General features: G+C 57.2%; 22 protein-coding genes. 18 read left to right on the top strand and 4 right to left on the bottom strand.

Features of this window, described 5'->3' with window-relative positions:
* Positions 1-499 precede the first annotated feature (499 nt).
* From iolG to AC2FLD_RS09065, 10 genes are all read left to right on the top strand, one after another.
* The gene (gene iolG / locus AC2FLD_RS09020; protein WP_496668740.1) at positions 500-1513 is read left to right on the top strand and encodes an inositol 2-dehydrogenase; all 1014 of its coding nucleotides are present in this window, start codon (positions 500-502) and stop codon (positions 1511-1513) included.
* Positions 1514-1637: 124 nt separating this feature from the next.
* Positions 1638-2558 (top strand): sugar ABC transporter substrate-binding protein, encoded by a 921-nt coding sequence (locus tag AC2FLD_RS09025; protein WP_050604155.1) that lies wholly within the window; start codon positions 1638-1640, stop codon positions 2556-2558.
* Between the two features lie 68 nt (positions 2559-2626).
* The gene (locus AC2FLD_RS09030) at positions 2627-3733 is read left to right on the top strand and encodes an ABC transporter permease (protein ID WP_496668742.1); all 1107 of its coding nucleotides are present in this window, start codon (positions 2627-2629) and stop codon (positions 3731-3733) included.
* A 1-nt stretch (position 3734) separates the two neighbouring features.
* Positions 3735-4556 (top strand): ATP-binding cassette domain-containing protein, encoded by an 822-nt coding sequence (locus AC2FLD_RS09035; protein ID WP_050604157.1) that lies wholly within the window; start codon positions 3735-3737, stop codon positions 4554-4556.
* 147 nt (positions 4557-4703) lie between these two features.
* Positions 4704-6536 (top strand): 3D-(3,5/4)-trihydroxycyclohexane-1,2-dione acylhydrolase (decyclizing), encoded by a 1833-nt coding sequence (iolD, locus tag AC2FLD_RS09040; protein ID WP_496668744.1) that lies wholly within the window; start codon positions 4704-4706, stop codon positions 6534-6536.
* Complete coding sequence (gene iolE, locus AC2FLD_RS09045; RefSeq protein ID WP_496668746.1) at positions 6533-7432, top strand: myo-inosose-2 dehydratase; 900 nt, start codon at positions 6533-6535, stop codon at positions 7430-7432. The genes iolD and iolE overlap by 4 nt, the downstream gene beginning before the upstream one ends.
* A 48-nt stretch (positions 7433-7480) precedes the next feature.
* Positions 7481-8662 carry a phytanoyl-CoA dioxygenase family protein gene (locus AC2FLD_RS09050; RefSeq protein WP_496668748.1) on the top strand — a complete coding sequence of 394 codons (1182 nt, stop codon included), beginning with the start codon at positions 7481-7483 and terminating at the stop codon, positions 8660-8662.
* Between the two features lie 47 nt (positions 8663-8709).
* A complete protein-coding gene (gene iolB, locus AC2FLD_RS09055; RefSeq protein ID WP_496668750.1) occupies positions 8710-9516 on the top strand; it encodes a 5-deoxy-glucuronate isomerase in 807 nt (268 codons plus the stop codon).
* Positions 9513-10271, top strand: coding sequence for an SDR family NAD(P)-dependent oxidoreductase (locus AC2FLD_RS09060; RefSeq protein WP_496668752.1), 759 nt, complete (start codon positions 9513-9515; stop codon positions 10269-10271). Before iolB ends, AC2FLD_RS09060 begins: the two co-directional genes overlap by 4 nt.
* A 27-nt stretch (positions 10272-10298) precedes the next feature.
* On the top strand, positions 10299-11078 hold the full coding sequence (locus AC2FLD_RS09065) for a TIM barrel protein (protein WP_496668754.1): 780 nt from the start codon (positions 10299-10301) through the stop codon (positions 11076-11078).
* Between the two features lie 15 nt (positions 11079-11093).
* Here the strand turns inward: AC2FLD_RS09065 and AC2FLD_RS09070 are convergent, their stop codons facing one another.
* Genes AC2FLD_RS09070 through iolC form a run of 3 tightly spaced genes read right to left on the bottom strand, consistent with a single transcriptional unit; the run spans position 11094 to position 13756 of the window.
* The gene (locus AC2FLD_RS09070) at positions 11094-11933 is read right to left on the bottom strand and encodes a class II fructose-bisphosphate aldolase (protein ID WP_496668756.1); all 840 of its coding nucleotides are present in this window, start codon (positions 11931-11933) and stop codon (positions 11094-11096) included.
* Complete coding sequence (locus AC2FLD_RS09075; protein ID WP_496668758.1) at positions 11930-12766, bottom strand: 5-deoxy-glucuronate isomerase; 837 nt, start codon at positions 12764-12766, stop codon at positions 11930-11932. Before AC2FLD_RS09075 ends, AC2FLD_RS09070 begins: the two co-directional genes overlap by 4 nt.
* A gap of 9 nt (positions 12767-12775) precedes the next feature.
* Complete coding sequence (iolC, locus tag AC2FLD_RS09080) at positions 12776-13756, bottom strand: 5-dehydro-2-deoxygluconokinase (protein WP_496668759.1); 981 nt, start codon at positions 13754-13756, stop codon at positions 12776-12778.
* A gap of 112 nt (positions 13757-13868) precedes the next feature.
* On the opposite strand from iolC, the gene AC2FLD_RS09085 reads away from it, so the two are divergent.
* Complete coding sequence (locus AC2FLD_RS09085) at positions 13869-14972, top strand: Gfo/Idh/MocA family protein (RefSeq protein WP_496668761.1); 1104 nt, start codon at positions 13869-13871, stop codon at positions 14970-14972.
* 38 nt (positions 14973-15010) lie between these two features.
* Positions 15011-16144 (top strand): Gfo/Idh/MocA family protein, encoded by a 1134-nt coding sequence (locus tag AC2FLD_RS09090; RefSeq protein WP_496668762.1) that lies wholly within the window; start codon positions 15011-15013, stop codon positions 16142-16144.
* Here the strand turns inward: AC2FLD_RS09090 and AC2FLD_RS09095 are convergent, their stop codons facing one another.
* A complete protein-coding gene (locus AC2FLD_RS09095) occupies positions 16145-17143 on the bottom strand; it encodes a LacI family DNA-binding transcriptional regulator (protein ID WP_496668764.1) in 999 nt (332 codons plus the stop codon). It lies immediately after the preceding gene.
* A 482-nt stretch (positions 17144-17625) separates the two neighbouring features.
* On the opposite strand from AC2FLD_RS09095, the gene ugpB reads away from it, so the two are divergent.
* The 6 genes from ugpB (at position 17626) to AC2FLD_RS09125 (ending at position 23579) form a co-directional block, all read left to right on the top strand.
* A complete protein-coding gene (gene ugpB, locus AC2FLD_RS09100) occupies positions 17626-18942 on the top strand; it encodes a sn-glycerol-3-phosphate ABC transporter substrate-binding protein UgpB (RefSeq protein WP_496668766.1) in 1317 nt (438 codons plus the stop codon).
* A gap of 76 nt (positions 18943-19018) precedes the next feature.
* Positions 19019-19900, top strand: a complete 882-nt coding sequence (ugpA, locus tag AC2FLD_RS09105; protein ID WP_496668767.1) for a sn-glycerol-3-phosphate ABC transporter permease UgpA — start codon at positions 19019-19021, stop codon at positions 19898-19900.
* Positions 19900-20748, top strand: coding sequence for a sn-glycerol-3-phosphate ABC transporter permease UgpE (gene ugpE / locus AC2FLD_RS09110; RefSeq protein WP_496668769.1), 849 nt, complete (start codon positions 19900-19902; stop codon positions 20746-20748). The genes ugpA and ugpE overlap by 1 nt, the downstream gene beginning before the upstream one ends.
* A gap of 1 nt (position 20749) precedes the next feature.
* Positions 20750-21835 (top strand): ABC transporter ATP-binding protein, encoded by a 1086-nt coding sequence (locus tag AC2FLD_RS09115; protein ID WP_496668771.1) that lies wholly within the window; start codon positions 20750-20752, stop codon positions 21833-21835.
* Positions 21832-22809 carry an HAD-IIA family hydrolase gene (locus tag AC2FLD_RS09120; RefSeq protein ID WP_496668773.1) on the top strand — a complete coding sequence of 326 codons (978 nt, stop codon included), beginning with the start codon at positions 21832-21834 and terminating at the stop codon, positions 22807-22809. Before AC2FLD_RS09115 ends, AC2FLD_RS09120 begins: the two co-directional genes overlap by 4 nt.
* Before the next feature lie 20 nt (positions 22810-22829).
* Complete coding sequence (locus tag AC2FLD_RS09125) at positions 22830-23579, top strand: DeoR/GlpR family DNA-binding transcription regulator (protein WP_496668774.1); 750 nt, start codon at positions 22830-22832, stop codon at positions 23577-23579.
* Positions 23580-23655 lie beyond the last annotated feature (76 nt).

Raw genomic sequence — 23655 nt, forward strand, 5'->3', positions numbered from 1 at the left:
ACACCCTTGGGACAAGGTTTTACGGGCAGCAGTATAAGACACTGAATATATATAATATTTTTGGATATAGCGCCTGATCTGGAATCAGCAGGTTGAGGGTTCGAATCCTTAAGAGACCGCCATTTTCCAACAGATATCTGACACAGATGATCAGGGCCTTGATCCGGGACGCTGTTGTGGCTGCTTGGTGGTGTATAAGGGGCTGGACGAGGGGGTCATGCCAGCCCCTTTAAGGGGTCACAGAGTGGTAGTGTGTGTTCCTTAATCAATCATTAACCTGATTCATCGTGCTCCGATATTGGGGGATTCCCGTAGGGTCGAGTTTGCGCGGATTTCAGCGCGCGAAGTTTGGCAGGGCTTTCCGATTTCAAGACCGCTTCGCAGTTTTAGGGGTTTTCGAGTTCGGCGCGCAAAAGTGCCAGCGTTACGAAAAAAGATATTGCAACCGGTTGCAAAGAGAATCATTGTTGCGCGCAACACCAAGATTCGGGAGAGTCGCATGTTGAAGGTCGGACTGTTGGGCGCGGGGCGCATCGGACGCGTTCATGCGCAGGCGATTACATCCCATCCGGGTTGCATACTGTCAGCTGTTTCCGACGCTCTGCCCGATGCCGCAGCTAGTCTAGCCAGCGAACATGGCGCCAAAGCCCGTAGTTCGGACGAGATCATCGCCGACCCGGGAATTGATGCGATTCTGATTGCAACTCCGACAGACACGCATTCTGATTTGATCGAGGCTGCGACAGGCGCAGGCAAGGCGGTTCTGTGCGAAAAGCCCGTTGATCTAAACCTACAGCGGGCAATGGACTGTCTAAATACAGTATCTGCACGCGGCATGCCTGTGATGATTGGATTTAACCGGCGGTTTGATCCGAATTTTGCGGCGTTGAAGGCCGGGTTGAGCGCAGGTGAAATTGGCAAGGCCGAGCTTTTGTCGATCACCTCATTTGATCCGGCGCCACCTCCTGTCAGTTACGTAAAAGTGTCGGGCGGACTGTTTCGGGACATGATGATTCATGATTTCGATATGGCAAATTATCTGATGGGCGATGTGCCGCAGACTATATCGGCGGTTGGATCATCGCTTGTGGATGCGGAAATCGGTGCGGTTGGTGATGTGGATACAGCGGCAGTCACAATGACTTACGCGGATGGCCGGATTGCAGTCATCAAGAATTCGCGACGCGCGGCCTATGGCTATGACCAGCGGGTTGAAGTGCTGGGCTCTGACGGGTTGTTGCAGGCGCAGAACATGCTGGAAAACACCGTCGTGAAATCAACGGTGGACGGCGTTGTGGGGGCAAAGCCGACCCATTTCTTCCTGGAACGATACATGACGGCCTACCGGGTTGAGTGGGCAGCTTTTGTTGATGCCGTTGAAGGCGGGTCAGAGGTTCCGGTCACGTTGCAGGACGGCGTTGCAGCTTTGGCAATGGCCGAAGCTGCAACGCTGTCGGCGCAGGCCGGTAGGTCAATCCGATTGGAAGAAATTTTGAAACCGGTTGCAAAATGATCGAATTTCTTCAAACTTACGTTAGCTCGGCCCAGCGCCGCAGCCACTGAGATTCGGCGCAGCCGGATGATTGGGGCCGGTACCCCAACAGAAGATCAGACTGAACCATTGGGAGGAAACTGAAATGAAGAAATTCGTTAAAGGCGCGCTTGCTGCTGGGGCACTGGCTCTGGCGACACCTGCATTTGCGCAGGAAATCGTGGTCGTGTCGCATGGTCAGGCCAACGACGCATTCTGGAACGTCGTGAAAAACGGTGTTGAGCAGGCCGGTAAAGATGTCGGCGTGAACGTGGAATACCGTGCACCGGAAACCTTCGACATGGTGGCCATGTCGCAGTTGATTGATGCTGCCGTGAACCAGGAACCGGACGGCCTGATCGTTTCGATCCCGGATGCGGACGCGCTTGGCCCGTCAATCGAACGTGCTGTTGCCGCCGGTATTCCGGTGATCTCGATCAACTCGGGTTCTGACGTCTCGAAAGACCTGGGCGCATTGCTGCACGTGGGTCAGGACGAGTTTGATGCCGGCAAAGCCGCCGGTGAAGAACTCGCTTCGATGGGCGGTAAAACAGCGATCTGTGTGAACCACGAAGTCGGAAACGTTGCGCTGGACCTGCGCTGCGCCGGTTTTGCAGAAGGCTTTGGCGGTAACGTTGAAGTACTGCCGACCTCGAACGACCCGACGGAAATCGAGTCGAAAGTTTCCGCTGCCCTGGCCGCAAACGAAGCCGTCGACACAGTCATGGCGCTGGGTGCAAGCTCGGCTGGTGAACCGACTGTTGCAGCCGTCAAAGGCTCGGGCCGTGATGTGAATGTTGCGTCCTTCGACCTGTCGGCCAACTTCCTGCAATCGATCGCGGACGGTGACGCGGCATTTGCCATTGATCAGCAGCAGTACCTGCAAGGGTACCTGTCGGTGAATTTCATGGGTCTGCACGCCAAATACGGCCTGATGCCTGGTGGTAACGTGCCCTCGGGTCCGAACCTGATCACTCAGGACAAAGCTGCTCAGGTGATTGAGCTGTCTTCGCAGGGAATCCGCTGATCCGCGTCGAAATCTGAACCAAACGGGGCGGCGCAGCAGCGCCGTCCCCACCCAAATGGGAGGAAACGATGAGTGACTCAGCTCAAATTGCCGGGGACGAAAGGGTCAAAAAAGAACCTTTCATGACCAAGCTCATGAAACGGCCCGAACTCGGTGCGATGGCCGGTGTTGTCCTGGTGGTCATCTTCTTTGCCATCACAGCAGACGACTCGATGTTTACTCTGGCCGGGATCATGAACTTCATGACACCTGCGGCACAGCTGGGCATTCTGGCAATAGGTGCGGCCCTTCTGATGATCGGAGGGGAGTTTGACTTGTCCATCGGTTCGATGGTGGCATTTGCAGGCTTGTTCTTCGGTGTCTGTGTGGTCACCTGGCAGTTGCCCCTGATCGTCGCCATCCCCATGACATTTGTATTTGCGGGCCTCGTTGGCGCGGTAAACGGCAACATCGTGATCCGATCCGGGTTGCCGTCCTTTATCGTCACTTTGGCCTTCCTGTTCATCCTGCGCGGCCTGTCACTAGTTGGCCTCAAGGCCGCCACCGGAGGATCGACTCAATTGCGTGGCGTGCGCGATGTGGTTGAAAACGACTGGCTGGCACCGTTCTTCTCGGGCGAAGCGTTCAGTAGCTTGTTCTCCTGGTTGGCAGCCAATGGCATGATTGATACCTTCAAAAGCGGTGCGCCCAAAGTGCCTGGCATTCCGGTCGAAATCCTGTGGTTCATCGTGCTCGCACTGGTTGCAACCTATGTGCTGCTTCGCACTCCTGCAGGGAACTGGATTTTCGCGGCTGGCGGTGACAGTACTGCGGCCTCCAACTCGGGTGTGCCAGTGAACCGGATCAAGGTTTCGCTGTTCATGCTGACCGCATGCTGCGCGGCACTGGTGGCCATAATCACGGTGATCGATGCTGGCTCGACTGATGCACGTCGCGGATTCCAGAAAGAGTTTGAGGCGATCATCGCGGCCGTAATCGGTGGCTGTCTGCTGACGGGCGGTTATGGCTCGGCCATCGGGGCATTCTTCGGCTCGATCATCTTCGGCATGGTTGTCATCGGCCTGACCTATACAGATTTCGATCAGGATTGGTTCCAGGTCTTCCTGGGCGGAATGCTTCTGATCGCCGTTCTGTTCAACAATGCGATCCGTAAACGCGTAACCGGGGAGCGCTGATATGACTGAAGATACCAAGTTCCACCACGGCGATACGGTGACCGATCTGGCGCCCATCGTGGAAATGAAGAACATCGAAAAGCACTTTGGCAATATCATCGCGTTGGCCGGCGTCAGCTTTGACGTCAAACCGGGTGAATGCCATTGTTTGCTGGGCGACAACGGTGCCGGTAAATCGACCTTCATCAAGACCATGTCCGGCGTGCATAAACCCACCAAGGGCGAGATCTTTTTCGAAGGCAAACCTTTGCATTTCGACACCCCTCGGGATGCGATGGAGGCAGGCATCGCGACGGTGTTCCAGGATCTGGCGATGATCCCGCTGATGAGCGTCACGCGCAACTTCTTCATGGGGCGCGAACCCACCAAGGGTAAAGGCCTGCTGAAACGGTTCGATGTGGATCACGCAAACGATGTCTGCATGGAGGAGATGCGCAAGATGGGCATCAATCTGCGTGGACCGGATCAGGCTGTCGGTACCTTGTCTGGTGGCGAACGTCAGACTGTTGCAATTGCCCGTGCTGTGTATTTCGGGGCCAAGATCCTGATTTTGGACGAACCGACCTCGGCCCTTGGTGTGCGCCAGACGTCGAACGTTCTGGCGACCATCGACAAAGTGCGCAACCATGGTATTGGCGTGGTCTTCATCAGCCATAACGTACGCCATGCACTGGCGGTGGGTGACCGGTTCACCGTGCTCAATCGGGGCAAAACGTTGGGCACGGCAACCCGTGGTGAAATCACGCCCGAGCAATTGCAGGACCTGATGGCAGGTGGTCAGGAAATGGCCGAGCTTGAGGGATCGCTGGGCGGTACGGTTTAAAAGTACTCGGGTGCCCCCAAGGGGGGCATCCTTCGGGTTGTGGCACCTGACGCCACTCTGTTTTCAGGCCCTGAAAAGGTCTGACACCTTCGCAAATGAGAAAACCCGCGGACCGCTGACGGCGGCTCCGAGTTGAGAGGGATCATGATGAGCAAGACAGTCCGACTGACCGCGGCGCAAGCTCTGGTACGCTATCTTGGGGCACAGATGAACGAGACCGGAGAGCCCTTTATCGCCGGTGTCTGGGCGATTTTCGGCCACGGCAATGTGGCCGGGTTGGGTGAGGCGCTGCATGGCGTAAAAGACAGTTTGCCAACCTACCGCGGCCACAACGAACAAACCATGGCGCATTGTGCGATTGCGTATGCCAAGCAACTGGGCCGGAGGCGCGCGATGGCTGTGACCTCTTCGATCGGACCGGGGGCCACCAATATGGTTACCGCTGCTGCTCTGGCCCATGTGAACCGCTTGCCTGTTTTGCTGCTGCCCGGAGACGTGTTTGCAACGCGTGGTCCTGATCCGGTTCTACAGCAGCCCGAAGTGTTCTCGGATGGAACCATCAGTGCGAATGACTGTTTTCGACCGGTCAGCCGCTATTTCGACCGCATCACACGCCCCGAGCATCTGCTGACAGCTCTGCCGCGTGCCTTTCGCACGATGACGGACCCGGCAGACTGCGGTCCGGTGACGCTGGCTTTTTGTCAGGATGTGCAGGCCGAGGCCTACGACTATCCCGAAAGCTTCTTTGAGCCGCGCGTCTGGTATCAGCGTCGCATTCGCCCGGATGAAGGTGAACTGGCGCGGGCTGTGGCGGCAATCAAGGCGGCTAGACGCCCTGTGATCGTTGCGGGTGGCGGCGTGCATTATTCAGACGCAACTGCCGCGCTGCAAGGCTTTGCCGAAGCGCATAACATCCCGGTGGCCGAGACGCAGGCGGGTAAATCCGCGCTGGCTTGGGATCATCCGCTGAACATTGGCCCAATCGGTGTGACAGGTGGCGAACCTGCCAACGATATCTGTGCCGAGGCCGACCTTGTGCTGGGTGTTGGCACCCGGTTTCAGGATTTTACCACCGGGTCTTGGGGTTTGTTTGCCAACCCCGAGCGTGAGTTGATCAGCCTGAACACCGCCGCCTATGACGCCGAAAAGCACGGTGCGATGCCACTGCAATCCGACGCGCGCGTTGGACTGAATGAACTGGCCGAGGCGCTGGGTAATCATCGCGCGCCAGACCTGCCTGCGACGTTGAAATCCGATTGGTTTGGCAAAGTTGACGCGCTGACCGATGCGCCGACAGACAGCAACGCGCTGCCCACGGATATGCAGGTGATCGGTGCCGTGCAAAGGGCGGCCAATGAAAACACCGTTGCGATGTGCGCAGCCGGCACAATGCCGGGTGAGCTGCACAAGCTGTGGAAAGCTCCGCGCCCTGGTGCCTATCACATGGAATACGGCTTCAGCTGCATGGGTTATGAGATCGCGGGTGCCTTGGGCATCAAGATGGCGCAGCCGGATCGGGACGTGATCTGTTTTACCGGTGACGGTACTTATATGATGGCCAACTCGGAAATGGCGACGGCGGCGATGATGGGGATTTCGTTCACTGTTGTCGTCACCGACAACCGGGGCTTTGGCTGCATCAACCGTTTGCAGATGGGCACGGGCGGGGCCGAGTTTAACAACCTTCTCGACCACACGGTTCATGAGACGTCATCAGCCATCGACTTTGCAGCTCATGCTGCGGCGATGGGAGCGACCTCGGTCAAAGTCAGTTCAATTGCAGAGCTTGAGGACGCGCTGGCCAAGCGTGCAGATGTCAAAGGCCCCTACGTTGTGGTGATCGACACCGATCCCTACCCCTCGACCGAATATGGTGGAACATGGTGGGAAGTGGCGGTGCCCGAGGTCAGCATCCGCCCGGAAGTGAATGAAAAGCGCGCGGCCTATGAGGTCGCCATCAAGGAAAGAAACACGAAATGAGCGTGAAGATCGGTATCTCTCCGATTGCCTGGCAGAATGACGACCTACCGGATCTGACTGCTGCCTATACGATGGAGCAGGCGCTGAAAGAAGCCCGTGAGATTGGCTATACCGGCGTTGAGCGTGGGCAGCGGATGCCTGCCGACACCGAAGGGCTACGCGCCTATCTGGATGCCAGCGATATTGCACTGTGCGGCGGTTGGTGCTCGGGCAGCACGCTGGTCAATGACCTTGACGCCGAGATCGCCGTCGTGCGCGAACAGGTCGAACAATTCGTTGCGCTGAACAGTCCGTGCATCGTTTATGCCGAGTGTTCCAATACCGTTCAGGGGCAGATTGGAACGCCGGTCAATGACCGCCCTAAATTGTCCAAAGACGAGGTTTTGGCCTATGCGGGTAAGCTAACCGAACTTGCCAAATGGATGGCAGATCAGGGTATGCCGATGGCGTATCACCATCACATGGGTACGATCATCGAAAGCGAAGATGAAGTGAACTGGCTGATGGAGGGTTCCGGCCCCGAATTGAAGCTGTGCTTCGATGCGGGCCATCTGCTGTTTGGTGGCGGCGATGTGATGGCCACACTGAACCGTTGGGGCGACCGGGTTCATCATGTACATTTCAAGGATATCCGACCCGAAATCGTACAGGACACACGCGAGAACAATCGAAGTTTCCTGGATGCAGTGATCGCCGGTGCATTCACAGTGCCGGGTGATGGCTGCATCGATTTTCAGGCCGTAGCCAATGCGTTGAAAGCGATGGACTATAACGGCTGGATCGTGGTCGAGGCAGAGCAGGACCCCGCCAAGGCGCCGCCCTATGAGTACTCCAAAATGGGTTACGACCATATCGTCGAAGTTTGCGGCAAGGCAGGGCTGGAGATCACCACCTGAATCACCGCCCCAAGGGGCAACACCGAAGCCATGAAAGAGGAGTATGTCATGGTACATCAGGAACTTGGATATGTCGGTTATTTCGACCGGGAGTCCTGTGATCTGGATGAATTCAAGGTGTTGACCTCGCAAAACCTGACGCTCGATGTGGTCCCTCATGCCGCTTCGGTGGAAAAGAACGTTCCGATCTACGACATGCACGCGCTGCGCCCCGCTTTGGAGAATGCAGATCAAAGAAAAGCGCTGCTGGCAGAATGGGCGCGCGTGCTTGATAAATCGGCGGGCGTGATCGTTCTTAGCGGCGCTTTTGCGGATACTTCCGTGATCGACCGGGCGACCGGAGTGTTCCAACAGATCATCAAGGAGGAACGCGAGGGCGCAGGTGGTGAGGGCGACCACTTTGCGGCCTGGGGCGCCAATGACCGGATATGGAACGCATTGCAAAAGCAGTGCATGCGTGACCCAGAGGGCTTTGCGCTGTATTTCGGGAATGTGGCTATTGCAGCGGCGTGCGAGGCCTGGCTGGGGCCGAATTACCAGATGACCGCGCAGGTCAATCAGGTGCGACCCGGTGGCAAAGCACAACAGGCGCATCGGGATTACCATCTGGGCTTCCAAACGGCGGACAGTGCCGCGCGGTATCCGGCGCATGCCCATCTGGTGACGGCTTCGCTGACCTTGCAGGGGGCGGTTGCGCATTGCGACATGCCAGTGGAAAGCGGTCCAACCAAACTGTTGCCGTTTTCGCAGCTCTACGCGCCGGGGTATCTGGCATTTCATGACCCGGCGCATCGGGATCATTTCGAGCAAGCCTACATCCAGTTGCCGCTGAACAAAGGGGACGCGGTGTTCTTCAATCCCGCGCTGTTCCACGCAGCGGGTGAGAATAGCAGCAACAACATTCACAGGATGGCCAACCTGCTTCAGGTGTCGTCAACTTTCGGGCGCGCGATGGAAGCCGTTAATCGTACTGCGATGACACAGGCCGTGTTTCCTGCGCTGTCGGCCTTGAGGCAACGCGGCGATCTGAGCGCCGCGGAAATCGACGCTGCTATCGGGGCAACAGCCGAGGGCTATCCCTTCCCGACCAACCTTGATACGGACCCACCGGTTGGTGGCAACGCGCCAGACAGTCAGGCGGACATCCTGCACCGCGCCCTATCCGACGGGTGGAGCGATACAGAACTTTCTGACGCTCTTTCAGCATTGCAGTCACGACAAGCCGTTTAAGGCCCAAACGGGCGGACCAACGAGCCCGCTCCAATCGGAGAAGAACTATGGCAGATCTGCTCAAGAAACCCTTCGGCACCCGTGGCAAGGTGCATGACATCACGCCAGCCAGCGCCGGGTGGCGGTATGTGGGTTTCGGGCTTTATCACCTGAAGGTAGGGGACAGGGCGGCCGAGGCCACTGGGGACCGAGAGGTCATTCTCGTGATGGTCGAAGGCAAGGCAAAGATCACCGGAGCCGGGCAGGATTGGGGCGTGTTGGGCGACCGAATGAACGTGTTCGAAAAGACGCCACCGCATTGTTTGTATCTGCCGAACGGGACGGACTGGGAAGCGGTGGCGGAAAGCGATTGCGTTGTGGCCGTGTGCTCGGCTCCGGGCAAAGGCGGTCACCAAGCGCGCCGCATTGGGCCGGATGGCATCACACTCACCGAACGCGGTAAGGGCGTGAACACGCGATACATCAATAACATAGCGATGGAGAACGAGGACTACGCCGACAGTTTGTTGGTGACTGAGGTGTTTACGCCAAATGGGCACTGGTCTTCGTATCCCAGCCACCGTCATGACGAGGATGACTTCCCCCGGATGACCTATCTGGAAGAGACATATTATCATCGTCTCAACCCTGCAAACGGGTTCGGGATACAGCGGGTTTATACGGATGACGGACAGTTGGATGAGACGATGGCGGTCTCTGATGGCGATGTTGTGACCGTCCCGCGCGGTCATCACCCTTGCGGCGCGCCCTATGGGTTTGAGATGTACTATCTGAATGTCATGGCAGGGCCCCTGCGGAAGTGGCGATTTGTACCGGCCCCCGAGGTCGAATGGATCATGGAGCGTGACGGATGAGCAAAGATTTCGCCAATTACCCAAGCCTTGCAGGCAAAACGGTTTTCATAACCGGCGGGGCCGGGGGAATTGGCGCGGAAACCGTTCGCGCTTTTGCCGATCAGGGGGCAAAGGTCGGGTTTCTGGATCTCAACGCTGATGCCGGGCTTGCTTTGCTGTCGGAGCTGAACGGCGCGCATGCATTCACCCAATGCGATCTGCGCGATATCGATGCCATGCAGGATGCGTTGGGGCAATTGGTAGAGGAGTTGGGAGAAGCGGATGTACTGGTCAACAACGCCGCCCACGATGACCGCCACGACTGGCGCGATGTGACGCCCGAGTATTGGGACGAGCGCATGGCGACCAATATCCGCCATATGTTCTTTGCCATTCAGACCGTGGCCCCGGGTATGATCGCCAAGGGCAAAGGCTCGATCGTCAACATTGGCTCGAATTCCTGGTGGGAGGCCGGCGCGGGATTTCCGGCCTACGCCACCGCCAAATCCGCAGTACACGGTCTGACCCGCACCATGGCGCGCGAGTTGGGTGATCACCGCATCCGTTTGAATACGGTCGTGCCCGGCTGGATCATGACCGACCGTCAGAAAGATCTGTGGGTCACGCCCGAGGCGCTGGCCAAGCAGGTGGACCGTCAGTGCCTGCCGGACCCGATTGAACCGGTCTATGTCGCGCGGATGGTGCTGTTTCTGGCCTCTGACGATGCTGCCATGTGCAGCGCTGGGAACTTCATGGTCGAGGGTGGCTCGATCTGAACCATTCAGAACAATTGGAGAGCTGACATGTCTCAACCCTTTCAACTGGCGGCATGTGCCGAGATGCTGTGGCTGGATAAACCCATGGATTGGCGCGCTGCGCGGCTGACCGAGATGGGGTTTGGTGTCGGCCTGTGGAACTGGCCAGCGTGGGATCTGGACAAGTTGGAACGCGTTGGCGCGAATTACACGATCATGGACGGGTATCTTCAGGGCCGTCTTGCGGATGAGGAAGGGGCTGACATGTTGTTGGCATCGGCGCGTGAGACCGTGCAGATTGGCAAGCGTCTGGGCGTGGATCGTCTGAACCTGCACGGCACCGGTCTGGGTGATGGTGGAATTCCGATCTGGCAGCATGATGTCGTGACCGGTGACATGTGGCTGAAGGCACGGGACACTTTGCACCGCATTTGTGATCTGGCCGAAGAAGAAGATGTTGTTTTTACGCTTGAGAACCTGAACCTGCTGGATCATCCCGGTTGTCCCTTTGGATCGACCGGGGATGTTCTGGCGTTGGTATCCTCAGTCAATCATCCACGTCTTCTGATCAATCTGGACCTCTATCACACACAGATCGGGGAAGGCGACCTGATCCGCAGGTGTGAGAAATGCCTGCCGTGGGTCGGAGAGATTCAGGTTGCCGACAACCCCGGCCGGTGTGAACCGGGAACCGGAGAGATCAACTATGCCGCTGTTGCGCGGGCGCTCAAGGATATGGGTTATCGTGGCCCCGTCGGCCTCGAGGCGACTGCCGCGGGCGACCCGGAAACAGCGCTTGATGCCTTCAGGGCTGCCTTCACGATCTAAGGGAGTTTGGGCGCTTTACCTTTGCGGCGGGGCACCAAAGGCACGGATCACAGTGCGGGCAGCGGCCTCGACCGGGTCGTGTGTTTCTTTCAGGATAGTGACGCGATCAAACCGATCCGGATCGCGGTTGACAGCCTCGCGCATGGCATGGCCGAACGCCATTCGCAGCTCGGTCCCGATGTTGAACTTGCAGATCGATGTCTTTTGTGCAAGCTTCATGCGCTGCTCCACCGGCACACCCGACCCGCCGTGAATGACCAGGGGTACTTCGGTCATGGCATCGATCTCGGCGATACGCGCCTCGTCCAAACCACCTTCCTTGTTCTGCTGAAGGTGAACATTGCCGACCGAAATCGCCATCGCGTCCACTCCGCTTTCACATGCGAATTTCGCGGCTTCCTCGGGGTCGGTGCCATTGGATCCTTCACCGCCGGAATAACCGACAAAGCCGATCTCGCCCTCACATGAAATGCCGGCCGCATGAGCCATCTCGGCAATCGCGGCGGTCTCGTCGATGTTTTGTTGCAAAGGTTTGCGCGACCCGTCGAACATCAACGAGGTAAAACCGCTGTCCAGCGCAATCTTGCAGTCTTCGAACGTATAGCCGTGATCCAGATGTGCAACGACCGGAACCGACGCGTTTTCGGCGAGATACCGGAACATTTTACCCAGTACGGGCAGCGGCGTGTGTTCGCGGCAACTGGGGCCGGCTTGCAGGATCACCGGTGCATTTTCCGCCTCGGCCGCTGCCACATAGGCGCGCATGTCTTCCCAGCCGAGGGTGACAAGCCCGCCCACGGCGTAACCTTGTTCATAGGCAGGTTGCAGGACGTCTTTCAGTGTGACGAGAGTCATTTGAACTTCGCGATCATGTCTTTGATGCCTGGGATCGTTTCGATCTGATAGGCATGAGTGGGCTGGAAATACTGCACCAACGAACGCTGGGTCAGACCACCGAGGATGGTGAAATAATACATCTCATAACCCGGCAGAACGCAGCAAGGATGATAACCGTTGTCGATACAGATCGTTGAGCCATCCACGATGTGATAGGCATCGCCCGGTTCGTTGTCCTCGCGTTGCAACATCTGCAGGCCCGAGCCCCAGTTGGGCTTGAAGCGGAAATTATAGGTCTCGTCATGGCGGGTCTCGTCCGGCAGGCGGTTGGTGTCGTGCTTGTGGCTGGGAAAGCCTGACCAGCCGCCCTGACCAACGGTGAACAGCTCACTTACCAGCAGGCGGCCAACTCTGTCGTGCTGTTTCTGGCCAAGGATATGTTTGATCTTGCGGTGAGTTTTGGTGTCGTCGCTGCCGTATTGCACAAGGTCGTGTTCGCGCACATCGAACGGGTCCAGCACCCTGTCGTATTTGGCACCGGCAATGAAGACTTCGGCTTCATTTGAAACGCAAACCAATTGCACTTTTGCACCGACGGGCACGTAAACACCTTCGGGGTCGCCATCCCAGACATCTTCGCCCCGGTTGCCCAGCTTCGCGAAGGCAACGCCTTCGACGTCCACGTCGACACTGCCGGTGGCGGGCACGATGCAGGTCTCATAGCCGGGAACCTGATATTCGAACGCTTCGCCCTTTTTCAGTTTGACGATGTTGAAATAGTTCAACGGGACATTTGGATCATCGGCGTCGACGATTGGCTTGTTCTGGTTGTCATAGGGCGCGATGTGCATGGGAGTCTCCTATGTGGTTGGGCCGGGGTGTGAGGCGAGGAACGCATCCAGTTCAGCGGTCGTGGGCATGGCTGGCGCGCACCCTGGCTTTGACACCACGATCGATGCGCAGGCCGAACCGCGCATGACAGCGTCTTTCAGGTCGTGCCCGGTAGCAATTGAAGCCAATAGGCCCGCCATGAAACTGTCGCCAGCCCCATTGGGTTTGACGGCGGTGACCGGGTAGATGCCGGTTTCAATCTCTTGCCCGTCCATCAATGTGACGGCGCCTTTTTCACCCATCTTGTAGATGACCAGCCGACCAGGTTTTTCTGCCAGTTCCTTGGCCTTGGCAAAGCCCTTTTCGATGCCTCCAGCCATGAACCCGAACTCTTCGTCATTGCCGACGATCAGGTCGCTGGCGTCTCCGGCCCGCGACAGGATCTCGGCGGCTACCTCGGGCGAGGGCCAGCTGTAGGGGCGGTAGTCGATATCGAAGATGATTGGCAGACCAACAGCTCGTGCGTATTCGAACGCACGGAACGTAGCGCCGCGCGATGGCTCGGAGGCAAAAACCGTGCCTGCCGAGATGACTGCCGAGAAGGATGAATAGTCGACCTTGTCCATGTCCTCTTCAGTGACCTGAAAATCGACGGCCCCGTTGCGGTAGATGACATTCTGAAAGTTCTCGATCCGGCTTTCGTAGACAGCCAGAGACATGCGATATTCACCACCCAATACCCGGATATAGGATGTATCGACGCCATAGTGTCGCAATCGGTTCAGGCAGAACCGGCCAACTGCATCATCCGAGACAGACGTGATCAGCGAGGCCAGACTGCCCAGCTTGACCAACCCGGTGCATATGTTTGCGGATGAACCACCCAGATCGGCATGGAACGTGTCGGCATCCTCGCTTTTGACACCGATGGGGTCTGCATACAGGTCCATGCCTGCTCGCCCGAAAACGGCAAAGCGGTTTCCTTTGATACCGTCTATCAAAGCGCTCAAGTCATGTCCTCCGGCACAGTGGGGTCGGCAAAGTTTGGACCTTGCGTTGAATCGATTCACACGATACTGATTTTGCAACCGGTTGCAAATGATATGTTCGGAGCCGTTGCAGATGCCTGAAATCGGAATTGGAATTGTGGGTGGCGGCTATATGGGCAAGGCCCATTCAGTTGCCATGTCCGCAGTTGGTGCGGTGTTCAACACCGCGTTGAGGCCCCGGCTTGAGGTCATTTGTGCATCCAGCCCCGAAAGCGCTGAACGTTACCGGACAGCCTATGGCTTTGCGCGCGCGACTGACGATTGGCGCGCGCTGGTTGAAGACCCCAAGGTCGAAGCTATTGTAATTGCTTCGCCTCAATCCACGCATCGTCAGATCGCCGAAACGGCTTTTGATCTGGGCAAGCCCGTGTTGTGTGAAAAACCACTAGGAGCATCGCTTGAAGACAGCAGGGCGATGGTTGCGGCAGCCGAAGCCGCGGGTGCCGTGAACATGGTGGGGTTCAACTATATTCGCACACCCGCCAGCCAGTACGCCCGCCAGTTGATCTCCGATGGTGAGATCGGTGACATCACTTGGTTCAGGGGTGAGCATACCGAGGATTTTTATGCCGATCCGCAGGCCCCAGCCACCTGGCGCACGACAGGAATGGCCAATGGCACAATTGGAGACTTGGCTCCGCATATGGTCAACGGAGCGATGGCACTTGTTGGCCCGATTGCGCAGGTGATGGCCGATGTGGAGACGGTGCACAAAACCCGCCCGGGTGGCGAGGTTACAAATGACGACCATGCCCAGATGATGTGCCGGTTCAAAAACGGGGTTATGGGTAATCTGTATTTCAGCCGGGTCGCGACGGGTCGGAAAATGGGTTACGCTTATGAAATATCAGGCACAAAAGGCGCGATCCGGTTTGATCAGGAAGACCAGAACGCGCTGTGGCTGTATAAGCGGGAAGGACCCGAAGCTTCGCGCGGGTTTACAAAGATCCTGATAGGCCCCGCGCACCCGGATTATGAACCCTTCTGTCAGGGCCCGGGTCACGGAACCGGATATCAGGATCAGATTATCATCGAGGCCAAGGATTTCCTGCAGGCCATTCACACCGGAGAAGCGGCCTGGCCCACCTTTTGCGATGGGCATGAGGTGAACCGTGTGCTGGCCGCTGCCCTGGCATCGTCAGATCAGCGGCGATGGAAAGACATCAGCGATTTCTGATCGCTTAACCTATGAAATTCTAAAGAGAGACGATGACCATGGCTAAGTTGAGATGGGGCATGATCGGGGGTGGTGAAGGCAGCCAGATTGGGCCTGCCCACCGTTTGGGCGCTCAGGCTGACGGCCTGTTTGAATTTGCCGCTGGCGCGCTGGATCACCGGCCCGAAGCAGGCCGGGAATACGCGCAGCGACTGGGTGTTGCTGCCGACCGCGCCTATGGTGACTGGCAACAGATGCTGGCGGGCGAGAAAGACCGGGATGACCGGATTGATCTGGTGACTATTGCGACGCCCAACTCGACCCATTTCGAGATTGCTAAGGCCTATTTGGAAGCTGGCTTCAACGTTTTGTGCGAAAAGCCGATGACCATGACGGTGGAAGAAGGCGAAGAGATCGTCCGCGTGGCCGAAGCTTCGGGCAAGATCTGCGCGGTGAACTACTGCTATTCTGCCTACCCGATGGTGCGTCAGGCCCGTGCGATGGTGCGTGCAGGCGATATCGGCAAGGTGCGGTTGGTTGTGACGAACTTCAGCCATGGTCATCATGGCGACGCCACCGACGCAGACAACCCGCGTGTCCGCTGGCGCTATGACCCAGCTATGGCAGGGATCTCTGGGCAGTTTGCCGATTGCGGTATCCACGCGCTGCATATGGCCAGCTTTATCTGCGATGACGAGGTGAAGACCCTTGCCGCCGATATGGCCTCGACTATCTCCAGCCGTGAGTTGGAAGACGATGCAATGATCAACTTCCGTATGGAAGGCGGCACGGTTGGACGCCTTTGGACATCATCGGTGGCGATCGGACGGCAACATGGCTTTGATATTCAGGTCTTTGGCGAAACCGGCGGACTGCGCTGGGCATCCGAGCAACCCAACCAGTTGATTTACACGCCTGTGGGTGGGCGCACCCAAATCATCGAAAAGGGCGAGGGCGATCTGCATGACGAAGTTCAGCGTCTGTCTCGGGTCGCCATCGCGCACCCCGAGGGATTCCCTCTGGCGGTGGCCAATATCTATTGCGATCTGGCAGATGCAATTCGCGGTGAAGTCCGGGACGGGCTGCCCGGGGCAGCGGATGGAGTGAGATCCATCGCTGCGGTCTATGCAGCCGTTGCTTCGGGCAAAGCAGGTGGGGCTTGGAAGGACGCCCGTCCGCCGATGTTTCGCTAATCAGGGGCGGGGCCGCAATGTGCCCCGTTCAATTACGCGGCAGGGGAATATACGGGCCTCGGGATAGCGCTGAGGCTCTTTCAACATCTCGACAATCAGATCGACGGATGAGGTGATGATCTGCTTGATCGGCTGGTGAATCGTCGTCAGGTCGATGTTTTCCCATCGCGACATTTCCATGTCGTTCAGACCGATGATTCCAATGTCTTGACCCGGCTTCAACCCATGATCTTTCAGCGCCGATAGCGCGCCGATAGACAGGATGTCGTCGCCGCAGAAGTAAGCTTCGGCCGGAGTTTCGGAGAGAAGGCGCAGCATTTCTGCCCGCCCAGCCTCGAAAGAGTAGGCCCCGGCAAAACAATGGCTCACGTCGATCTCAGGGTGGCCGGACAATTCCTCCATGAAGCCGCGATGCCGGTCCAGGGCCGAGGTCGCATCCTGAGGTCCGCCCAGATAGCCGATGCGGGTATATTTGCGTGCCAAAAGTTCGCGGGCGGCCATACGTCCGCATTCCGCGTTGTCGATTCCAACGACATGCACTTCGGGCGAAGTGGCCGACCGTCCAAACGTATGCACCACGGGCACGCCAGCATCATGAAACGCCTTGGCAAAGCTGGGTGGCAGCGTCGACGAAGCCACGATGGCCGCATCCACCGAGTACTGCCGCAGCATTCGGACCGAATTGGCGGGTTCGGTCTCATCCGTCAGGTTCACGATCAACGGGCGCAGGCCGCGTTCCTGAAGGGCACGGGTGAACTGATCGAAAACCTCAAGGAAAATGGGGTTGTGAAAATTGTTCGAAATCAACCCGATCAGTTTGGTGCGTCCGGTCGTTAGGGACGAGGCCAGAGCATTCGGGCTGTAGCCCAGTTCGCGTGCCGCTTTTTCGACCTTGCTGCGTGTTTTTGCCGAGACCGAGGCGCCTTCGGTGAAGGTGCGCGAAACAGCAGATCGCGATACACCTGCAAGGGCAGCGACGTCTTTTAAGGTCACGCTCACGGGCGGTGACTCCAAGGGCAAAAGGAAAGGGATGTCGAGGTGATTTTCATTGTCAGTTCATTATGCACCATCGGCTAATTACCGCAACCGGTTGCAAAACAGTGCAGAGTTGATCTTGAACCGAAAGACCTTTCTTTGAAACGTCAGTTATGTGCCCCGAACCTGCGGGGAGGATCAAGCTTTTCCTGCCGTTTCAGTGTCGCTGGCCCAGCACACATTCAAAACCAATGCTTTTGAAACAATGCAGTTGCGCTCAGCAAGCTGTGCTGGCCGACGTCTGTATTTGAAAAGGAAACAACGCGTTCATTTGAAATAAACCCATCCAATTTGACCTCTAACTCCGATGCTAATTCAGCATCTTAGTTCATATGAACACAGAGAAATTTCATATGAACGTTACAGAATCGCAGTAGGCGGCGGACAGGCGTCGAACATGACACGACTTGCCCAATATCGCTTTGTGACCCAGCCTGGAGGATCCAATGAAAACATCGACGAAATACGCTGCCGCGACCGCTGCGGTTTTCGCTGCCCCCGCCGCCTTTGCAGCCGACAAGGCTGAAGTTAAATTCTGGCACGCCATGGGTGGCCAGTTGGGCGAAATCACCGACAAGTTTGCTGCTGACTTCAATGCTCAGTCGGACAGCTGCGTGATCAACTCGACCTACAAAGGCAACTACACCGAGAACATGACCGCCGCGATTGCCGCCTTCCGCGCGGGCGAACAGCCTCATATCGTTCAGGTGTTCGAAGTCGGCACCGCCACCATGATGGCTGCAGGCGACAAAGGCGCAATCTACCCTGTCCACAAACTGATGAAAGACGCGGGTATCGACTTCGATCAGTCGAAATACCTGCCCGCCGTGATTTCGTATTACACTGATACCGACGGCAACCTTCTGTCACTGCCCTTCAACTCATCGACCCCGGTTTTGTGGTACAACAAGACCGCTTTGGATGCGGCAGGTGTTGCCGTTCCGACCACCTGGGACGAAGTTGAAGAAGTTGCGCGCGCACTGAAGGCCAATGGTGTCGAAAAGCCGTTTTCGTTCGGCTGGCAATCCTGGTCGAACATCGAGAATTTCTCGGCCTGGCACAATGTTGCCATGGGCACCGAGCAAAACGGCTTCGCCAGCCTGTCGACCGAATTCACCTTCAACAACGATGCCGTTGTAAATCACATCCAGCGCATCGCAGACATGGGCGAAGAAGGTCTATTCGTCTATGGCGGTCGCCGTGGAGACAGCCGTGGGCAATTCGTGAACGGTGAGACTGCGCTGTGGATCAATTCTTCGGCCTATTACGGTGGTTTTAAGAGCGACATCAAGGACTTCGAATTCGGTCAGGCCATGCTGCCGCTGGATTCCTCTCTGGCAGACGAGCCGCAGAACTCGATCATCGGCGGTGCGACCCTGTGGGTTCTGAACGGCCACGAGCAACCCGAATACACCTGCGCGGCTGAATTCTTCCAGTTCGTTTCAGCGCCCGAACAGCAGGCCTACTGGCACCAGACCACCGGGTATGTTCCAATCACCACGGCGGCGTATGAGCTGTCGAAGGAACAGGGTTTCTATGAAACCGATCCGGGCACCGACACCGCCATCAAACAGCTGAGCCTGAACGCGCCGACACCGGCTTCGAAAGGTCTGCGCTTTGGCAACTTCGTTCAGATCCGCGATGTGATCAACGAAGAACTGGAAGCTGTCTGGTCGGGTGAAAAAGATGCCAAGACCGCAATGGATGACGCTGTGAAGCGCGGTAACACGCTGCTGCGTAAGTTCCAGGGCGCGAACAGCTAAGATACCCCCTCATGGCGCGGTTCCCTCTGATTGTAGGGGGCCGCGTTTTTGATCCCACTGACTGCCGAGATCTGACATGCAGAAACGCGTCGTCTACCGATCCAAGCTGCTGCCGTATTTGTTGGTTGCACCGCAGATCGCCATCACGCTGATTTTCTTTTTCTGGCCTTCCTATCAGGCGCTGGAAAGCTCGTTTTATGTTGAAGACGCGTTTGGGTTTTCCCGCAACTGGGTTGGAATGCAGAATTATGCAGAGCTGTTCGCTGATCCCGGTTATCTCAGATCTTTCCGAACCACGCTGATTTTCAGCGTCTCGGTCGCTGCGCTGGCCATGAGCATCTCGTTGGGTCTGGCGGTAGCCGCCAACCGAGTGATCCGGGCCGCGACCGCGTATCGTACCCTGTTGATCTGGCCCTATGCAGTTGCACCGGCATTGGCTGGCGTAATCTGGTATTTCCTGATGAACCCAAGCCTTGGCATTGTCGCCTATTGGCTCAAGGCGCTGGGAGTGAACTGGAATCATTACGTAAATGGCGACCAGGCGTTGTTGCTGGTGATTGTCGCGGCGGCGTGGAAGCAGATCAGCTATAACTTCCTGTTCTTTCTGGCCGGTCTGCAAAGCATCCCGAAATCGTTGATCGAAGCGGCTGCCATAGATCGCGCCAGCCCGGCGCGGCGATTCTGGACCATCGTGTTCCCGCTGCTGACGCCCACCACATTCTTTCTGCTGGTGATCAATCTGGTCTATGCCTTCTTTGACACCTTTGCACTGATCCACGCCACAACCGAAGGCGGCCCGGTCGATGCGACTTCGATTCTGGTTTATCGTGTCTATTCCACCGGCTTCGTTGGTCAGGACTATGGCAGCTCAGCCGCGCAGTCAGTTGTTCTGATGGCGCTGGTGGTCGGCATGACCTTCATCCAATTCCGCTATATAGAGCGCAAGGTGAACTACTGATGGTCGAAAATCGCCCCTTCCTGACCGTTCTGACCCATGCTGCGCTGATAATCGGAGTGCTGTTTCTATGCTTTCCGGTCTGGATGGCGCTGGTGGCATCAACACATAGCGCCGACGCGCTTTCCTCATCCCCGATCCCGATGTGGTTTGGCGATCAGGGCTGGCAAAACTATTCACTCTTGATCAGCCAGGGCCTGCCCGAAGCGGGTGGTGTGCCGCTGGGCCGCATGATGCTGAACAGTGCGATCATGGCGTTGGGGATCACGTTTGGCAAAATCGCCATTTCGATCATCTCGGCCTATGCGGTGGTCTATTTCAAGTTCCCGTTGCGCATGGTGTTCTTCTGGATGATCTTCATCACCCTCATGCTGCCGGTCGAGGTGCGCATTCTACCAACCTTTGACGTCGTCACCAAAATGGGGCTGCTCAACAGCTATGCAGGGTTGATCGTGCCGCTGATTGCATCTGCGACCGCGACGCTTCTGTTCCGTCAGTTCTTTCTGACCATCCCCGATGAGTTGGTCGAGGCCGCGCGGATCGACCGCGCCGGACCACTGCGCTTCTTCTGGGACATTTTGCTGCCGCTGAGCCGTACGAACATAGCGGCGCTGTTCATCATCCTTTTCATCTTCGGCTGGAACCAATACCTGTGGCCGCTTTTGGTAACCACGGACGAAGGGCTATACACCATCGTTATGGGTATTCAACGCATGGTGAATTCGGGTGAAAGTCTTCCTGTCTGGCATCTGATCATGGGTACGGCCGTTCTGGCGATGATCCCGCCGGTTCTGGTTGTGATTGCAATGCAAAAGCTCTTTGTCAAAGGGCTTGTGGAAAGCGAGAAATAATATGGCCAATCTGAGCATCAGGTCACTGGGCAAAACCTATCCCGGCGGCGTGTCGGCTGTACGCGACGTCGATATTAAGATTCAGGATGGTGAGTTCATCGTGTTGGTGGGCCCATCGGGCTGTGGGAAATCTACGATTCTGCGGATGATTGCGGGTCTGGAAACCATCACGACAGGTGATCTGGATATTGACGGGCGTCGGGTGAACGATCTGGAACCCGGAGACCGGGACATTGCCATGGTATTCCAGAACTATGCCCTTTACCCGCATATGACTGTGCGTGCGAATATGGAATATGGTCTGAAAAACGAAGGACTGCCCAAAGACGAGATTGCCGAGCGTATTGCCGAGGCGTCGCGCACGTTGCGCCTATCGGATTACCTGGACCGCAAACCGCGTCAGCTTTCGGGTGGTCAACGCCAGCGCGTCGCCATGGGTCGCGCCATCGTGCGCAAACCGAAAGTGTTCCTGTTTGACGAGCCGCTTTCAAACCTCGACGCCAAGCTGCGCACCCAATTGCGGGCCGAGCTGAAGGCGCTTCATGCGCGCCTGAACGGTACCTTCATCTATGTGACCCACGATCAGGTCGAAGCGATGTCGCTGGCTGATCGTATCGTGATCATGAGCGAGGGAAAGATCGAACAGATCGGCACGCCGATGGATCTATATCTGCGCCCCGCAACACGCTTTGTTGCGGAATTCATCGGCACCCCGGCGATGAACTTTATCGACGCGACTGTCGGATCTGATGGGCATTCGTTGCAGATCGGAGAGCAGACGATTGCCGCAGACGCGCCGATACATGCACCGGCAGGTACCTCGGTGAGCGTGGGTGTCCGTCCCGAGCATCTTCATCGGGGACAAGATCATGCGATGCATGTGAAGCTGAAAACAGGCTTTGTCGAGCAATTGGGCGCCGACACGATCGTGCATGGCGAGGCCTCTGCCAACGGCACAGCCTCGCCGCTCGGTGTACGTCTTCAGGGGGTGCACATGCCCGAACCCGGAAGCGAGTTGCAACTGGGGGCGGCTTTGTCGGACCTGCATTTTTTCGACACAGCCAGCGGCCTGCGTTTGAATACATGAGCTCAGATTCGATCTCTCAGGCGATCACCCCGCGACTTGAACCGACAGGTCCCATTTGGGACGATATCTCGCGCGCGATCACGCCGGGTATGGCTTTCCAATGGTATGAAGACATTCGGGACCGGCTGCCAGATGCGCCAAGCCGATCAGGAGGGTCGCGCCACATCCCCGATCTGGGGGCGATCACGGATCAGGCTGACGTTTTTGTCTTTGACGCTTATGGCGTGCTCAATACCGGAAAGCTTCCGATCCCGGGGGCGGCGGAACGGATCAAAAATCTGCGTGCGGCCAATAAAACGATATTTGTTCTGACCAACGCAGCCAGCTATGCCGCCGCCCAAGCGCAGGGTGTGTTCCGGGGTCTGGGTTTCGACTTTTCGCTGAGTGAGATCGTGTCCAGCAGGATGGTGTGCGAGAAACACATGCCGCAACTGGCCAGCGGGCAACGATGGGGTGCAGCGGCCCCTGCCAACTGGACCGAGGATGAGGTAGAAGTTCCCACGTTGCACCTGCTGGACGATATCGAGGTTTACGATCAGGCGGGCGGCTTCCTTTTCCTAAGCACATTGGATTGGAACAGTGGGCGGCAGGCGCTTTTGCTGGACAGTCTGGCCCGAAATCCCCGACCGGTTGTCGTGGCAAACCCTGATCTGGTTGCGCCCCGCGAAACCGGTCTAACGCGAGAGCCCGGATTCTATGCGCATGATGTGCAGTCCCGTCTCGGGATAACGCCAACGTTTCACGGCAAGCCTTTTGCGTCGGTCTACGAAGAGATCGAACGTCGCACAGGTGCGGTTGATCCTCGTCGCATTGTCATGGTGGGTGATACGTTGCATACAGATATTCTGGGGGGCCAATCGCGCGGCTGGGGTTCGGTTTTGATCACCAACCATGGTTTGTTTGCTGGGCAATCCGTGCAGAAATACATCGATGAGAGCGGGGTGTTTCCGGACTGGATTGCGCCGAGCATTTGAGAGGGATCTGGATTTTGGACTTGAACGACAGGCAACGGACGATCCTGGATCTCATCCGCCAGTCGGGTCTGCAATCAATTACGGACCTGTCCCAACATTTTAACGTGGCCACACAGACCATCCGACGGGACATCAACGCGCTGTGCGACGAGGGCCTTGCGCGCCGTGTTCATGGCGGGGTTGTGGCGCCGAGCAATCCTGTCAATCTGAACTTCAGGTCGCGTCGTGTGATGAACGAGGGGGCAAAGCGCGCCATTGGTCAGGCCGCCGCCCAAATGATCCCGCAGGGCGCAACAGTCATGCTGGGCATCGGAACCACTGTACAATACGTGGCCGAGGCCTTGCTGGAGCATTCCGACCTGACTGTTGTCACCAACAATCTTGAGGTTGCGACCATTTTTTGCGGCTCGGTCTCAGCCGAGGTTCACTTTACCGCCGGGGTCTTGCGGTCCGAAGACCGTGATGTCGTTGGCGGGCAAACTCTGTTGGATTATCAAAGGTTCCGTGCCGACTTTGGTGTTATCGGTGCAGGCGGCTTGTCTGCCGAATTCGGGTTGCTGGATTTCAAACCCATTGACGCGGATGTCAGCCGTATGATCCTGCAGCAATCCCGACAGTCGCTGCTGGTGGCCGATGCTGATAAATGGAAAACATCGCCGAAGTTCCAGGTTGCCGGTTTCGACAGGATCGACACCATTGTGACAAACGCTGCGCCGCCTCGCGCGATTGATGGCTTGGCCCTGCATCAAGTCGCAGATCACGCGACCTGATCCTCAATGCGCGAGCTTCTGCGGCGACAAAATGAAAAAGGCCCGCGCATCCACTGTGCGGGCCCTTTCGATCACT

Source organism: Ruegeria sp. CDSA021, assembly GCF_059612325.1.

What these genes read in the sequence shown, in the direction of transcription:
- AC2FLD_RS09090 (WP_496668762.1), top strand. Translation starts at nt 15,011, where the DNA reads ATGGCTAAGTTGAGATGGGGCATGATCGGGGGTGGTGAAGGCAGCCAG.
- AC2FLD_RS09070 (WP_496668756.1), bottom strand. Translation starts at nt 11,933, where the DNA reads ATGACTCTCGTCACACTGAAAGACGTCCTGCAACCTGCCTATGAACAA.
- iolD (WP_496668744.1), top strand. Translation starts at nt 4,704, where the DNA reads ATGAGCAAGACAGTCCGACTGACCGCGGCGCAAGCTCTGGTACGCTAT.
- AC2FLD_RS09060 (WP_496668752.1), top strand. Translation starts at nt 9,513, where the DNA reads ATGAGCAAAGATTTCGCCAATTACCCAAGCCTTGCAGGCAAAACGGTT.
- iolE (WP_496668746.1), top strand. Translation starts at nt 6,533, where the DNA reads ATGAGCGTGAAGATCGGTATCTCTCCGATTGCCTGGCAGAATGACGAC.
- ugpE (WP_496668769.1), top strand. Translation starts at nt 19,900, where the DNA reads ATGGTCGAAAATCGCCCCTTCCTGACCGTTCTGACCCATGCTGCGCTG.
- AC2FLD_RS09115 (WP_496668771.1), top strand. Translation starts at nt 20,750, where the DNA reads ATGGCCAATCTGAGCATCAGGTCACTGGGCAAAACCTATCCCGGCGGC.
- AC2FLD_RS09065 (WP_496668754.1), top strand. Translation starts at nt 10,299, where the DNA reads ATGTCTCAACCCTTTCAACTGGCGGCATGTGCCGAGATGCTGTGGCTG.
- ugpA (WP_496668767.1), top strand. Translation starts at nt 19,019, where the DNA reads ATGCAGAAACGCGTCGTCTACCGATCCAAGCTGCTGCCGTATTTGTTG.
- ugpB (WP_496668766.1), top strand. Translation starts at nt 17,626, where the DNA reads ATGAAAACATCGACGAAATACGCTGCCGCGACCGCTGCGGTTTTCGCT.
- AC2FLD_RS09075 (WP_496668758.1), bottom strand. Translation starts at nt 12,766, where the DNA reads ATGCACATCGCGCCCTATGACAACCAGAACAAGCCAATCGTCGACGCC.
- iolB (WP_496668750.1), top strand. Translation starts at nt 8,710, where the DNA reads ATGGCAGATCTGCTCAAGAAACCCTTCGGCACCCGTGGCAAGGTGCAT.
- AC2FLD_RS09120 (WP_496668773.1), top strand. Translation starts at nt 21,832, where the DNA reads ATGAGCTCAGATTCGATCTCTCAGGCGATCACCCCGCGACTTGAACCG.
- iolG (WP_496668740.1), top strand. Translation starts at nt 500, where the DNA reads ATGTTGAAGGTCGGACTGTTGGGCGCGGGGCGCATCGGACGCGTTCAT.
- AC2FLD_RS09030 (WP_496668742.1), top strand. Translation starts at nt 2,627, where the DNA reads ATGAGTGACTCAGCTCAAATTGCCGGGGACGAAAGGGTCAAAAAAGAA.
- AC2FLD_RS09035 (WP_050604157.1), top strand. Translation starts at nt 3,735, where the DNA reads ATGACTGAAGATACCAAGTTCCACCACGGCGATACGGTGACCGATCTG.
- AC2FLD_RS09085 (WP_496668761.1), top strand. Translation starts at nt 13,869, where the DNA reads ATGCCTGAAATCGGAATTGGAATTGTGGGTGGCGGCTATATGGGCAAG.
- AC2FLD_RS09025 (WP_050604155.1), top strand. Translation starts at nt 1,638, where the DNA reads ATGAAGAAATTCGTTAAAGGCGCGCTTGCTGCTGGGGCACTGGCTCTG.
- AC2FLD_RS09050 (WP_496668748.1), top strand. Translation starts at nt 7,481, where the DNA reads ATGGTACATCAGGAACTTGGATATGTCGGTTATTTCGACCGGGAGTCC.